This is a genomic window from Pseudoalteromonas sp. SG43-4, from assembly GCF_014164325.1.
GTDB lineage: Bacteria > Pseudomonadota > Gammaproteobacteria > Enterobacterales > Alteromonadaceae > Pseudoalteromonas > Pseudoalteromonas distincta.
Genome location: NZ_JACJFB010000005.1, coordinates 35,753 through 50,497 on the forward strand (window position 1 = coordinate 35,753; position 14,745 = coordinate 50,497).

Annotated in this window: 15 protein-coding genes; all 15 read left to right on the top strand. The window is 40.5% G+C overall.

Annotated features, from left to right (window positions below; genetic code table 11):
• On the top strand, positions 1-807 hold the full coding sequence (gene fliH, locus H5160_RS06440; RefSeq protein ID WP_182737101.1) for a flagellar assembly protein FliH: 807 nt from the start codon (positions 1-3) through the stop codon (positions 805-807).
• Positions 808-825: 18 nt separating this feature from the next.
• Positions 826-2,160 (top strand): flagellar protein export ATPase FliI, encoded by a 1,335-nt coding sequence (fliI, locus tag H5160_RS06445; RefSeq protein ID WP_002959338.1) that lies wholly within the window; start codon positions 826-828, stop codon positions 2,158-2,160.
• A complete protein-coding gene (gene fliJ, locus H5160_RS06450; RefSeq protein WP_182695475.1) occupies positions 2,160-2,606 on the top strand; it encodes a flagellar export protein FliJ in 447 nt (148 codons plus the stop codon). The genes fliI and fliJ overlap by 1 nt, the downstream gene beginning before the upstream one ends.
• Positions 2,607-2,695: 89 nt before the next feature.
• A complete protein-coding gene (locus H5160_RS06455) occupies positions 2,696-4,717 on the top strand; it encodes a flagellar hook-length control protein FliK (protein WP_182737102.1) in 2,022 nt (673 codons plus the stop codon).
• A gap of 57 nt (positions 4,718-4,774) precedes the next feature.
• The gene (fliL, locus tag H5160_RS06460; RefSeq protein ID WP_002959335.1) at positions 4,775-5,305 is read left to right on the top strand and encodes a flagellar basal body-associated protein FliL; all 531 of its coding nucleotides are present in this window, start codon (positions 4,775-4,777) and stop codon (positions 5,303-5,305) included.
• Positions 5,306-5,314: 9 nt separating this feature from the next.
• Complete coding sequence (gene fliM / locus H5160_RS06465; RefSeq protein ID WP_002959334.1) at positions 5,315-6,406, top strand: flagellar motor switch protein FliM; 1,092 nt, start codon at positions 5,315-5,317, stop codon at positions 6,404-6,406.
• A 20-nt stretch (positions 6,407-6,426) separates the two neighbouring features.
• Complete coding sequence (gene fliN / locus H5160_RS06470; protein ID WP_002959332.1) at positions 6,427-6,825, top strand: flagellar motor switch protein FliN; 399 nt, start codon at positions 6,427-6,429, stop codon at positions 6,823-6,825.
• Complete coding sequence (fliO, locus tag H5160_RS06475; RefSeq protein ID WP_002959331.1) at positions 6,822-7,205, top strand: flagellar biosynthetic protein FliO; 384 nt, start codon at positions 6,822-6,824, stop codon at positions 7,203-7,205. The genes fliN and fliO overlap by 4 nt, the downstream gene beginning before the upstream one ends.
• A 4-nt stretch (positions 7,206-7,209) precedes the next feature.
• Positions 7,210-7,950, top strand: a complete 741-nt coding sequence (gene fliP / locus H5160_RS06480; protein WP_002959327.1) for a flagellar type III secretion system pore protein FliP — start codon at positions 7,210-7,212, stop codon at positions 7,948-7,950.
• A gap of 40 nt (positions 7,951-7,990) precedes the next feature.
• Positions 7,991-8,260: a flagellar biosynthesis protein FliQ gene (gene fliQ / locus H5160_RS06485; RefSeq protein ID WP_002959325.1), complete on the top strand. Its 270-nt coding sequence runs from the start codon at positions 7,991-7,993 to the stop codon at positions 8,258-8,260.
• 2 nt (positions 8,261-8,262) lie between these two features.
• Positions 8,263-9,042 carry a flagellar biosynthetic protein FliR gene (gene fliR / locus H5160_RS06490; protein WP_182737103.1) on the top strand — a complete coding sequence of 260 codons (780 nt, stop codon included), beginning with the start codon at positions 8,263-8,265 and terminating at the stop codon, positions 9,040-9,042.
• Between the two features lie 9 nt (positions 9,043-9,051).
• The gene (gene flhB / locus H5160_RS06495; RefSeq protein ID WP_024596365.1) at positions 9,052-10,182 is read left to right on the top strand and encodes a flagellar biosynthesis protein FlhB; all 1,131 of its coding nucleotides are present in this window, start codon (positions 9,052-9,054) and stop codon (positions 10,180-10,182) included.
• A gap of 72 nt (positions 10,183-10,254) precedes the next feature.
• Positions 10,255-12,366, top strand: a complete 2,112-nt coding sequence (gene flhA, locus H5160_RS06500) for a flagellar biosynthesis protein FlhA (RefSeq protein ID WP_039484610.1) — start codon at positions 10,255-10,257, stop codon at positions 12,364-12,366.
• Between the two features lie 21 nt (positions 12,367-12,387).
• On the top strand, positions 12,388-13,869 hold the full coding sequence (flhF, locus tag H5160_RS06505) for a flagellar biosynthesis protein FlhF (protein ID WP_154903545.1): 1,482 nt from the start codon (positions 12,388-12,390) through the stop codon (positions 13,867-13,869).
• A complete protein-coding gene (locus tag H5160_RS06510) occupies positions 13,862-14,722 on the top strand; it encodes a MinD/ParA family protein (protein ID WP_002959312.1) in 861 nt (286 codons plus the stop codon). Before flhF ends, H5160_RS06510 begins: the two co-directional genes overlap by 8 nt.
• Positions 14,723-14,745: the final 23 nt, after the last annotated feature.

Here is a 14,745-nt window from a genome sequence, read left to right on the forward strand (position 1 = left end):
ATGAGCAAACTCAAAGGGCGCACACTTCGGGCTGATGAAGCAGATGAATTATTAAAAAACTGGGCTATTCCAGATGTAGCACCAGATGAGAGCAGCTTTGGCAATCGCTCTACAGCTTACGGTACACCGCTTAGTGAACTGTATAAAAAAGAATTAGCTGAAGAAATGCCAATTGATGAGCCACAAGAACCAGAATTGCCTGCGCTTACTATGGTTGAGCTTGAACGCATTAGGCAAGACGCCTACGAAGAAGGCCTCAAGCAAGGTCATGAGCAAGGCTACATAGACGGTTTTGAAAAAGGCGTTGGCGAAGGCAAAGAGGCTGGCTACAAAGAAGGCTTAGAGCAAGGTAAAACCAAAGGCCTTGATGACGTAAAACCATTAATTGAAGAGCAGTTAACAAGTTTAAAAACTATTTTAGAGGGACTTACTGCACCGCTAGATAAAGTCGATGAACAAGCTGAAAAGCAATTAGTACAACTTGCTAGTATGTTAGCGGAAGCTGTTATTTATCAAGAAGTAAAAACATCGCCAGATGTGATCTTACATACGTTAAAGCAAAGTATAGATTCTCTTAATGCCGAGCAAGAAAAAGTACGAATTCATTTAAACCCCGAAGATTTAGAGCTCATAAAAGAGAGTTACGGTGAACAAACCATTATTGATAATAACTGGCAATTAATGGCAGAGCCCACTCTTGAGCGCGGTGGCTGTGAAGTTAAAACAGCGCAATCATCACTCGATATGACCCTTAAAACACGTGTCAAAGAAACGTTGGATAGTTTTTTGCATAATAGTGGTATCTAACTATTTTATTGGCGTGTTATGTCAACGCAACGTGCACCTTTAAGCGAACGCTTATCTCAATATCAACAACATATAAAAACCCCAGCGCCTGCTGTGGCAGGTATTTTAACGCGTGTTGTTGGCCTTACCCTTGAGGCTAGAGGTTTACGTGCTCCCGTTGGTAGCCAATGTAAAATAGAAACTATGAACGGCTTTGTAGACGCCGAAATAGTCGGTTTTAACGATCAAACTTTGTATTTAATGCCTAATGATCATATCTCTGGTGTACTTCCTGGTGCGCGTGTAATTCCTCAAGTTAATAACTTAGGTTTACCTGTAGGGATGAGTTTACTAGGGCGCGTGGTTGATGGCTTAGGGCGACCGCTAGATGGCCTTGGTAAAATTAATGCTGAGCATCATTTAAAGTTTGCACAAAATACTATAAACCCGCTTTCAAGAAGACCAATCACTAAGCCTATGGATGTAGGTGTGCGTGCTATTAACTCGGTTATTACAGTAGGGCAAGGCCAGCGCATGGGCTTGTTTGCAGGCTCAGGTGTGGGTAAATCAGTACTTCTCGGTATGATGACCCGAGGTAGCGAAGCCGATGTAATTGTTGTCGGCTTAGTGGGGGAGCGTGGTCGCGAAGTAAAAGAATTTATTGAAGAAATACTCGGTGTAGAGGGGCGAAAGCGTTCAGTTGTTGTCGCAGCGCCCGCTGATTCATCACCGCTTATGCGTTTAAAAGGCTGTGAGAGCGCTGTAACTATTGCAGAGTATTTTAGAGATCAGGGTTTAAACGTATTATTGTTACTCGATTCGGTAACGCGTTATGCAATGGCGCAACGTGAAATTGCACTTGCTGTAGGTGAGCCGCCTGCTACAAAGGGTTATCCGCCTTCGGTGTTTGCTAAATTACCTGCGCTGGTGGAACGTGCTGGTAATGGCGGTGAAGGGCAAGGTTCAATTACCGCCTTTTTTACGGTGTTGAGTGAAGGCGATGATATGCAAGACCCTATTGCTGATGCAGCGCGAGCTATTTTAGATGGCCACATTGTATTATCGCGTGATTTAGCCGACAGCGGGCACTATCCCGCTATAGATATAGAAAAATCGATTTCGCGTGTTATGCCTCAAGTCGTTTCTGAACCACACATGCAACAAGCCCGTGTACTTAAGCAAGTTTATTCAATGTATCAACAAAACAAAGATATGATTACTTTAGGTGCTTATCAAAAAGGGACCGATCAAATGCTCGACCAAGCCATAAATATGATGCCAAGAGTAAATGCATTTTTACAACAAGGTATGCGAGATGTCATTAGTTACGATGATGGTCTGCAAGGTCTTGCTCAGTTACTAGGACAAGCATAATGGCTAAAAATAAACTCGATTTATTGCTCAAAATTGAAAATGATAAAGAAGAAAATTTGCGCATGAGCTACTTACAAGCCAATCAAAATTTGCAAGCAAATCAACAAAAGCTGCAAGGTTTAAATAACTTTAGACTTGAATATTCTCAACAGTTACACCTAAAAGGTAAGTCGGGTTTATCTAGTGCAGGGTTTGGTCAGTACCATGCTTTTATAGCTAAAATTGAAGAGGCAATTCGCCAACAAGCAAGTACAGTAAATACCGCTAAGCAAGTTGTTACTCAACGTAAAACGCTATGGCTTAAGCAGCAAATTAAAGCTAAAGCAGTTGCCAAATTAATCGAGAATCAAAAACTTAAAGCAAATGCATTAATGGCTAGAAACGAGCAAAAAATGTTAGATGAGTTTTCAGCTAATCAGTTTTTTCAACGTCGGAAAGCTTTGTAATTCAGGCACGTTAATTGCTTTGTTACTTAGTGGTATTTAACTTTTGGCGGTATGCGGTGGCATATTGCCGTAATGGTATTAGGTGATTTATGGCGATGAATAACATTTCGTTTTTAGTTTCTTCTGAAAAAGATTCACTGTTAGCTTTTAAAGACAATAGCTTAGCTAATGGCGAAGGAAATTTAGGCGAGGAATTTTTAAGCCAGCTAAACGAAGCGCATAACTCTATGGGGCCTTTGCTTAAGGGCAATAAAAATCCCGATGCCGAAAACTCGATTGCCATACCTAAGCATAAACAGCCAGAAGAAAATGAAAATCTGAGCGTAAAGCTAGATGAAATAACAACAGACGAAGTTACTTTTTTATCTGTTGAGATGCTTGATCAAATTAATTCAGCACAAGCAATGAGCACCTCGATTAATAAGCCGTTCGATGCAACTAAAAGTATAGAATTAGAAGATGCAGAGTTAGAAACCACCTCAGTAATTTTATCTGCTAATACAAGTGATGAAGTAACGACTGAAGAAGCGAATACAGCGAGTGTAGTGCAAAATCCAATTGCCACTAATGTAGACTCTAAAACGGCTAAATTAATTGATTCAAAAAGCGATAACTTAAGCTCACTACCTTTGAACTCTTTACCATTAAATGAAGGCAAGCATCGGAAAAGTGGTGTTGCTGAAGCTATTGAAGGGCCATTAAATTCTATAAATAAAAAGCCAGATGACAGCCCTGGCTCTACAGTAGAAAAACCTGAATTTGCATTAATGAGTTCTAAAGAGCAGCTAGGACAAAATAAGTCTGCTGATAAAAATAATACAGTTTTGCCAACTCCCGCCGACAAAGCGAGCGTTACTCAGTCTCCTTTAGCCACAACTGAAGGTGATAATAATGCAGCAATAGATACGTTAATGACTAAAGATGCGAGCTTAATTAAAGCTAATAGCGTTATTGCTAGTTTAACGTCTGAGCAGCGCTCACAACTTAACGCGCAAGTTAAGGTATTAGAGAACGCTGATTCAACAAATAGCGCAACTAGTAACACTTCAAATCTTAAGCAAATGCTTGCACAATTTATTACTGATAACGAAAAAGCGCAAAGCGCGGTAACAAAACACTCTTTTAGCGCAGAAATAAATTCACTTAATACAACTGAAAAACAAAGTTTATTAACGCAATTAAACGCATATATTAAAACAGAGCAGCCTAAAGGCGAGCAGTTGTCAGTGCTTAAGCAAACAGTTAATGAGTTAAAAGCTTCTATTGAAATTGGGCTTGCTGATACCGCTAAATCAGACTCAAAAACGTTTGTGGCCTCAGAGACTCCTAATACAGTATATGATCCACAAAAGTTAAGCTTAAAGGCATCTACAAACGAAGGCGCGGATATTAATAAAGCCGTAGCAACCTCAGCTAAGCGTGATGATTTATTAAAATCATTTGAAGAGTTACAAAAAGATGGGCTTAGAAAAATAACGGCAGAACAAACTCCTGGACGCGTAGCACAAGTATTTACGCAAATTACAGCCGCTTTAAATACTCAGCAAACGAGCACATTAAGCCAATACGACTCATTAAGTTACGAGCAGAGCTTACTTGATACCCAAATAATTCAAACTCAACAATTACAAAGTACATCACAAGTTAAGCAAGTAAGTATTGATCCAGGTGTAATGCAGGCAATTAATATTGTTAAAAGTGATGCAGCTAAATTACTGCAAGAGCGCGTTAGCTCAATGTTGAGCATTAATAATAAAGAAGCAGAAATTCGCCTCGATCCTCCAGAAATGGGCAGCATGCAAATACGTATTCGTAGCGATGCAGAACAAGCACATATAAACTTTGTTGTACAAAACCAGCAAGCCAAAGAAGCGCTTGAACAATCAATGCCGCGCTTACGTGAAATGTTAGCGCAACAAGGGCTAGAGCTTGGTGAAAGCACTATTTCTTATGGGCAATCAGGTGGTGAAACAGCTGAGCAAAGTGAGAGTGGAGCCCAAGGTAATTTGGCTAATAATAAGTCAGTTAATGATGAAAATGACGAGCAAGCAAATAACACTGCACAAAGTTCTCGACAACAAACTTCATCATCAATAGATTACTATGCCTAAGTACTGCTATTATAATAGTTAAAACAAGCAAGTACCTTTGCGATTAAAGGAATCATGATGGCTGAAGAAGCAAGTTTAGAAATCGAAGAAACCGGTAAAAGTAAAAAGAAACTAATAATAATCATAGTAGCTGTACTACTTATTGCAGGTGGTGCTGCGGGTTACTTTTTTATGTCAGGTTCGGATGCGCCAGTTGAAACCTTAGATGAAGAGACTGCGATGTCGACTGATGCTGCTCCTGCAGCTTCTGGTTCATCAGCAGAAGTTGGTAGTGCTTTATATGTTGCTATGCCACGCCCATTTGTATTTAACGTGCCTGGCTCAAGTCGCGATAGAATTGTACAAATTAAAGTACAATTATTAGTACGTGGCGAAGTAAATGAAGAAACAGCCAAAAAACATATTCCACTAATAGAAGGGACGCTATTAAGCGTGTTTTCTACTACAACAGCTGATGAATTAAGTACGAGCTCTGGTAAAGAAACACTTCGTTTTTCTGCACTTGAAAAGGTACAAAAAGCCTTAATGGATGTTGAAGGCAGTAAAGTAATTGAGCGGGTATTGTTTACCGGCTTTGTGATGCAATAAGGGGTTAGCGTGAGCGATTTATTATCCCAAGACGAAATTGATGCGCTATTACATGGCGTTGATGACGTTGAAGAGGAAGATATACACGAAGGTGAAGATGGCGGGGGAAGTACGCTTCAGTACGATTTTTCTTCGCAAGATCGGATCGTACGTGGTCGTATGCCGACGCTGGAAATTGTTAACGAACGCTTTGCTCGTCATATGCGAATTAGCCTATTTAATATGATGCGTCGCACCGCAGAGGTGTCTATTAACGGCGTGCAAATGATTAAGTTTGGCGAGTATATTCATACTTTATTTGTTCCAACCAGTTTAAATATGGTCCGTTTTAGGCCTTTAAAAGGCACTGGCCTGATTACCATGGAAGCACGACTTGTGTTTATTTTGGTAGATAACTTTTTTGGTGGTGACGGGCGTTATCATGCGAAAATAGAAGGCCGAGAATTTACCCCAACAGAGCGCCGGATTGTACAAATGCTCCTTAAAATAATCTTTGAAGATTATAAAGAAGCATGGGCACCGGTTATGGATGTATCGTTTGAATATCTCGATTCAGAAGTAAACCCAGCTATGGCGAATATTGTAAGTCCAACAGAGGTTGTGGTTATTAGCTCTTTTCATATTGAGCTTGATGGCGGTGGCGGCGATTTTCATATTGCACTTCCGTATTCGATGCTTGAGCCAATCCGAGAGCTTTTAGATGCGGGTGTTCAATCTGATACAGAGGATACCGACTTACGTTGGAGCAAAGCACTTCGCGATGAAATAATGGATGTTGAGGTTGATATGTCGACTCAGTTACTTGAAGTTGATTTGACCTTAAAGCAAATTATGGAATTAAAAGCAGGTGATATTATTCCGGTTGAAATGCCTGAGCATATAACCGTATTTGTTGAGGAACTCCCTACATTTAGAGCCAAGATGGGTCGCTCTCGCGATAATGTTGCGCTTCAAATTAGTGAAAAAATTAAACGACCTGATTCAGTTAAATCTGAGCTGCATGTATTTACCAAAGGCGGCAAGAAAATTGACTCAGATGCAGAATTAGCAGAACTAGAAGATGATTTACACCTCTCTGACGGTGTAGACTTAGACTGGTAATTGATTAAAAGGTTAAAAGTATGAGCGATGATCAAGACACAATGGATGAATGGGCAGCAGCATTAGCAGAAGCCGAAGGTCCAGATGATAGTGGCGAAGCACATGTTGCAGAGCTTGATGAGTTAAGTGATTCAAAACACGAAATGAGTGGTGATGAAAAACGAAAACTCGACACTATTTTAGATATTCCCGTTACTATCTCAATGGAAGTAGGGCGCTCTAAAATCAATATTCGTAACTTACTGCAACTTAATCAAGGCTCTGTTGTTGAGCTTGACCGTGTTGCGGGTGAGCCGCTAGACGTACTAGTTAATGGTACTTTAATCGCTCATGGTGAAGTAGTTGTAGTAAACGACAAATTTGGTATTCGCTTAACTGACGTGATAAGCCAAGTAGAGCGGATCAAAAAATTACGATGAGCTTATTAGTTGCTTTAACGACTACCGTTTTTTCAAAAGCAGATGTGGCAACACCCACTGGGGATATACTCTCTATGGTGCTGTCGCTTGTAATGGTGCTAGTACTAATTATTGTACTGGCATTTTTTGTTAAAAAGCTTAACCCTAATTTAGCAAATAGTGATGAGTTTAAAGTAGTTAGAAGTCTACCTTTAGGTTCTCGCGAGCGTTTAATGGTTGTTGAGATAGATAATGCTCAGCATTTACTTGGTGTAACTCCCCACAGTATTAATTATTTACACAAGTTAGAAACCCCATTAAGTGAAAAAGAACTGCCTGAACTCGCTAAACGATTTGGTAAACTTTTAAACCCGCAATCAAACCAAAATAAAAAGAATTAAACCTATGACAAAGTGGCTGCTTATTATTTTTGCCATGGTGTTTGTACCAAATGTAAGTGCAGAAGGAATTGATGCCCTTACTATTACAACAAACGCTGATGGCACGCAAGATTACTCAGTAACGTTACAAGTTTTAGCAATTATGACGGCGCTGAGTTTTATACCGGCCGCCATAATTATGATGACCTCTTTTACACGAATTATTGTTGTACTCGCCATTTTGCGCCAAGCAATTGGCTTACAGCAAACACCGTCAAACCAAGTGTTATTAGGTATGTCACTTTTTTTAAGTATTTTTATAATGGCGCCTATTTATCAGCAGGTAAACGAGCGAGCTATAGAGCCTTACTTAAATGAGCAGGTTACATCAGTAGAGGCTTTAGAGCTTGCTAAAGAGCCAATGAAAGCATTTATGCTTTCACAGGTGCGTTTAAAAGATTTAGAAACGTTCGCTAAAATTGCTGGTTACGATCAGCTAAATTCGCCACAAGATACGCCATTAATAGTGTTAATACCGGCCTTTGTAACCAGCGAACTGCAAACGGCATTTATAATTGGGTTTATGTTTTTTATCCCATTTTTAATTGTTGATTTAGTGGTCGCTTCGGTATTAATGGCGATGGGTATGATGATGCTTTCCCCCATGATAGTGTCCTTACCGTTTAAAATTATGCTGTTTGTACTTGTTGATGGTTGGAGCTTAGTGATGGGGACTCTAGCTAAAAGCTTTGGTTTAGGGACTTAGTATGCAAAGCATTAACATGACCCAACAATAGGAGTACAACATGGAACCGGAAATTTTTGTTGATATTCTAAGTGACGCGCTGTTTTTAGTTATTAAATTGGTGTCTGCAATCGTTGTCCCAGGCCTAATTATTGGTTTAGTGGTTGCTGTGTTTCAGGCGGCAACATCAATCAATGAACAAACGTTGAGCTTTTTACCTCGTTTATTAATTACCATTAGTGCGCTAATTGTAGGTGGGCACTGGCTTACTCAAGAACTGATGGATTTTTTTACTCGCCTAGTATTACTTATTCCTGAAATTGCAGGTTAAACGTGGAATACCCCTTTGTTGTCGTTATTCAATGGTTGAGCGATTTTTTGCTGCCCCTGGTACGCATTAGCTCAATGATTATGATTATGGCTGGTTTAGGGGCTAAAAATGTCCCTACGCGTATAAAAATGGGTTTATCAGTTGTCGTAACTTTTCTTGTTGTTCCTGTTCTGCCGCCAGCTACATTCACTAATTTATTTTCGTTTGAGATGATTTTAGTCGTTATTCAACAAATGCTGATTGGTGTTGCTATTGGTTTTGCATCTATACTTTTATTAAATACCTTTGTTTTAGCAGGGCAAATACTTGCGATGCAAACCGGTTTAGGTTTTGCTTCGGTTATTGACCCCTCTAATGGCGCAAGCGTCCCAGCGGTTGGCCAGTTTTTCCTTATTTTGGCCACCTTGTTATTTTTTGCTTTTAACGGTCATTTAATGATGATTCAAATGGTGGTGCATAGCTTTCAAGTGCTACCCATTGATGGCACATGGTGGTCTGTAGATCATTACTGGGACATAGTGACTTGGGGCGGCTGGATGTTTACTACAGCACTGGTACTCTCACTTGCACCGCTTACCGCAATGCTCGTTATTAATATGTCGTTTGGGATTATGACGCGTGCAGCGCCGCAATTAAATATTTTCTCTATTGGTTTTCCGTTTACCTTGGTAGCTGGACTGATTATTATTTGGGCAACACTAGGTAACTTTGTTACTCAGTTTGAGTTTCAATGGTTAAAAATGGTTGAGCTAATGTGTACTTTAGTTGGTTGCTCACCTTAGGAGAAAGTCATGTCTGAAGACTCAGGACAAGAAAAAACAGAAGAACCGACATCCAAAAAGCTTGAAGAATCTAAAAAGAAAGGCCAAATAGCACGCTCAAAAGAGTTAGGTACCATGTTTGTACTTATTTTTTCGGCTATATCGCTTTTGATGTATGGTCCTGAAATTGGTAAAGGTTTATACAATGTAATGGGCCGAACCCTTAGCTTAAACCGCAACGAAGCCTTTGATACCACTAAAATGTTTGCCGTGTGGGGAGAGGTTGCAGACGCGTTGATGTTTCCTATGGCTATGTTTGTGTTAATTATCGTTTTGGCTGCATTTATTGGTAATACGTTACTCGGTGGTTTTAACTTTAGCTGGGAAGCTGCTGCACCTAAAGCAAGTAAAATGTCGCCAATGAAGGGCTTTAAGCGGATGTTTGGCCCACAAGCGGCTATTGAGCTTGTAAAGTCACTTTTAAAATTTGGTTTGGTTGCAAGTTTTGCTGTGTTTTTAATTAATACTTATTTTGATGAAATACTGCATTTAAGTTTAGAAAGTGCGCCGGGTAATATTATTCATGCCTTAGAGATTTTAGGGTGGATGTTTTTAGGCCTTTCGTGCACTTTAATTGTTATTGCCGCCATTGATGCACCATTTCAAAGTTACAACCATAACAAACAACTTAAAATGACAATGCAAGAAATTAAAGATGAGTATAAAAACTCTGAAGGTGACCCACAAATAAAAGCGCGCATTAGGCAAACACAAAGGCAAATGTCGCAAAACCGCATGATGCAAGATGTTCCTGACGCTGATGTTATTGTTACGAACCCAACTCACTACTCTGTAGCATTAAAATACGACACGGAGCGCGCAGGTGCGCCTATAGTGCTTGCTAAAGGCATTGATGAAATGGCGATGCAAATTCGAAAAGTAGCAATAGGGAATGAAGTACCTATATTAGAATCCCCCATGTTGACCCGAGCGCTTTATCATACGGCTGAAGTAGGAGAGCAAATACCCGATCAGCTATTTACCGCAGTAGCGCAAGTTTTAGCGTATGTATTTCAGCTTAAGCGCTTTAATAAAGGGCGCGGTAAACGTCCAACTAAGCTCAATAAAAAGCTGCCAATCCCCGATGCCTACAAGTATTAAACCGTTAACTGAGTAACTTGGAATAGTTATTGCAAATTCTACGTAGTGTCAATTTTTTGAAATTGTAGAATTATGAGTTTTAAAGCGGTATTACAACAACTTAACAGAGACAAAAAAGACTATGCCAAAGGGGTAGGTACACCTTTGCTTGTGCTTGCTGCCTTGGGAATGGTGATTTTACCACTACCGCCATTTTTACTCGATATCCTTTTCTCGTTTAATATTGCTCTCGCGTTAGTGGTTTTACTTGTAACTGTTTACACGATGAAGCCAGTTGAATTTGGTATTTTCCCCTCTGTATTACTAATCGCTACAATTATGCGCTTAGCACTTAACGTTGCCAGTACTCGAGTTGTGTTACTTGAAGGCCATAATGGTGGTGACTCTGCCGGTAAAGTAATTGAAGCATTTGGCTCAGTTGTTATTGGTGGTAACTACGCTGTTGGTTTGGTTGTGTTTTTAATCCTGATCATTATTAACTTTGTAGTAATTACTAAAGGTGCTGGTCGTATTTCTGAGGTATCTGCGCGTTTCACCCTTGATGCAATGCCGGGTAAACAAATGGCAATTGACGCCGATTTGAACGCAGGCTTTATCAGCGCAGAACAAGCGCGTGACCGCCGCGAGGAAGTAACTCGCGAAGCTGATTTTTACGGCTCAATGGATGGTGCGAGTAAATTTGTAAAAGGTGATGCGATTGCAGGTATTGTTATACTAATCATCAATATTGTTGGTGGTTTATTTGTCGGTATGATCCAGCACAATTTGAGTTTTGGCAATGCAATGGAAGTATATACATTACTTACCATTGGCGATGGCTTAGTTGCTCAACTCCCTTCTTTACTGCTTTCAATTGGTACCGCGATTGTTGTAACACGCCAAAATGAGTCGCTCAATATGGGGGACCAATTTAAGAAACAACTAGGCAACGAAAAGTCACTCTTTATTGCATCTGGTATTTTGATCATCATGGGCTTAGTGCCTGGTATGCCGCATATTGCTTTTTTAAGTTTAGGTGCGTTACTGGGTTACTTAGCTTACTACACACAGCAAAGTAAATTAAAAGCTGCTGCGGCAGAAGCTGAAGAGGCCGCTAATGGCGGAAGCGTTGCAACGGGTGTTGCTAATAAACAAGAACAAAAAGAACTAGGCTGGGATGACGTTCAGCAGGTTGATGTAATTGGCTTAGAAGTCGGTTATAGATTAATTCCGTTAGTGGACCAATCACAAGGTGGTGAGCTACTTAATCGTATTAAGGGGGTGCGTAAAAAGCTTTCTCAAGAGCTTGGTTTTTTAGTGCCGCCGGTACATATACGCGACAACTTAGAGCTTGACCCTAACGCTTACAGAATAACACTAATGGGGGTTTCAACCGGTGAAAGCGAGCTTAAGCATGGCGACGAGCTAGCGATTAACCCAGGACAAGTATTTGGTCCAATTAAAGGGGTTGAAACAAAAGATCCTGCGTTTGGCCTTGATGCCGTATGGATCAAGCCTGATCAAAAAGATGAAGCACAATCACTAGGTTATACCGTTGTAGATTCAGCCACGGTAGTTGCCACTCATATTAGCCAGTTATTAACTAACAGTGCAGCGTTATTACTAGGGCATGAAGAAGTTCAAAACCTACTTGATATGCTTGCTAAAAGCCATCCTCGCTTAGTGGAAGGACTAGTACCTGATGTATTGCCATTAACTGCTATTGTAAAAGTACTACAAAATTTATTAAATGAAGGCGTGGCTATTCGCGATATGCGCTCAATTGTTCAAACCCTTGTTGAGTATGGCCCACGTAGTCAAGACCCTGATGTATTAACGGCTGCAGTGCGTATTTCACTGCGTAGATTAATTGTTCAAGATGCGGTGGGAATGTCATCAGAAATCCCTGTCATAACCTTGGCGCCTGAGTTGGAACAGATGTTGCATCAGTCATTACAAAATGCAGGCGATGAAGGTGCCGGTATTGAGCCAGGACTTGCAGAGCGACTTCAAGTGTCATTGACACAAGCGCATCAAAATCAAGAAATGGCCGGCGAACCTTCTATATTGCTAACGTCAGGAATGTTACGCACTGTGTTATCTCGTTTTGTTAAGTACACCATTCCAGGATTGAGAGTGATGTCTTATCAAGAGGTACCAGACGAAAGACAGATCAAAATTGTAAGCTCGGTAGGCCAACAATAAGATTTTAACAGGGGTTGAATCATGAAAATTAAACGTTTTTTTGCTAAAGATATGCGCACAGCACTTAAAGAAGTTAAAGATGAGTTAGGTGTTGATGCGGTTATTATGTCAAATAAAAAACTGGCTAACGGTGTAGAAATTGTAGCGGCAGTTGATTATGACAAAGCAGCCCCTAAAGTAGCAGCGCAACCACAACGCCCTGCAGAGCCGCGTACTCAGGCGCCACAACAAAGCATGCATAACTTTGTAAAACCAGAGCCACAGCGTGCCAAGCCTGAGCCTCAAGCAAAAGTTGCTGACAGCCTACAAGCATTATTAGAGCGTCAATCACCGCGTCCTCGTTCTCCTGAGCTTGCATCGATGTTTTCACAATCGGGTATTGATACTACTGATAACTATCAAGAACCTGATATGGGGCAGCGTACTAAAAATATGTTTGCTCCTGAAGTTGCTGCGCCAGTTCGTCCACAAACTCAAGCGGATAGCTTAGGTTTTGATGATTTAGACCGCGACTTTGATGATTTAGATAGCCCAGTAACCACTCGCCAACAAGCACCTAATAATGAAAGCGAAGAAATGACAACAATGCGTGAAGAAATGAACGCAATCCGTCAATTATTAGAACACCAAGTATCAGGCTTGATGCAGCAAGATATGGCGCGTCGCGATCCAACACGCGCTTGTATGGTTGACCGTTTAGTCGGTATGGGTATCGATAAAGAAGTAGCACAGCAAATGGCATGTTTTGTACCTGATGATGTGTCTCGTAAGCAAGGTTGGAAAGCATTGTTAACTATGGTCGAAGATCAAATGCAAACAACCAATAATGAAATACTTCGCCAAGGTGGTGTATATGCGTTAGTGGGTCCAACAGGTGTGGGTAAAACAACGACTGTTGCTAAGCTTGCAGCTCTAGGCGCACAAAAATATGGTGCCGATAAAGTGGCGTTAATAACCACTGATACATACAGAATTGGTGCTTATGAACAACTTGCAACATATGGTCGTATTATTGGTTGTGGTGTTAAGCAAGTTAAAGATGCTAATGAATTAGCTGAAGTTTTATATCATTTACGAAATAAACGTCTAGTATTAATTGACACAGCAGGTATGAGCCAGCGAGATTTACGTTTAACTGAGCAATTAAACACGTTAATGCGTAACCAACGTGTAGATATTCGCAGCTACTTAGTACTTAGCGCGACAGCACAAATTAATGTATTGCAAGAAACTGTACGTCACTTTAAAAAAGTACAGTTAAGTGGCTGTATTTTCACTAAGTTAGACGAATCATTAAGTTTGGGTGAGATTATTAGTATTGCGATTCAAAATCGCCTTCCAATAGGGTATCTTACTAATGGTCAACGAGTACCAGAGGATATTCGTGTTGCAAATGCTGAGAAACTAGTTAAAAAGGCTGAGCAATTATATTTAAAAAGAACAAAAGAACAACATTCAAGGCACCAAGCAGTGGCGCCAAGCACAGTAGGGATGTATGATTAACACAGTATTAGATCAAGCAAGCGGCCTGCGCAAAATGAGTCAAAACAATAACAACGGCGTAAAAGTTATCGCTGTAACCGGTGGTAAAGGTGGAGTAGGGAAAACAAATGTTTCTCTAAATACAGCTATTGCACTTGGGCAGCAAGGTAATCGAGTATTAGTGCTGGATGCTGACTTGGGTTTAGCAAACTGTGATGTGATGCTTGGTTTACGTGTAGAGCGTAACTTGTCACATGTCTTGTCTGGTGAATGTGAGCTTGATGAAATTTTAGTTGAAGGCCCTGCAGGAATTAAAATTGTACCCGCTACATCGGGTTCGCAAAGTATGGTTGAATTATCACCATCTGAGCATGCTGGGCTAATTCGTGCGTTTAGCGAATTGAATACCGAATTTGATATTTTAATTGTAGATACAGCTGCTGGTATTTCAGACATGGTACTGAGCTTCTCGCGTGCAGCGCAAGATGTAATGGTTGTTGTATGCGATGAGCCGACATCAATCACCGACGCTTACGCACTTATTAAAGTATTAAGTCGTGAGCACGGCGTTTATAAATTTAAAATTGTTGCCAATATGGTGCGCAGTATGCGTGAAGGCACTGAATTGTTTGCAAAGCTATCTAAAGTTACCGACCGCTTTTTAGATGTATCAATGGAGCTAGTAGCAACGGTTCCTTATGATGAAAATATGCGCAAAGCAACACGTCGTCAAAAAGTAATAGTAGAGCTCTTTCCAAATTCGCCAGCCGCTCTTGCGTTTAAAACGCTGGCAACAAAAGCAGTTAAATGGCCAATACCCAACCAACCATCTGGGCATTTAGAGTTTTTCATTGAGAAACTAGTAAACGGTTAATTATGACAACACTGGTGAATAGA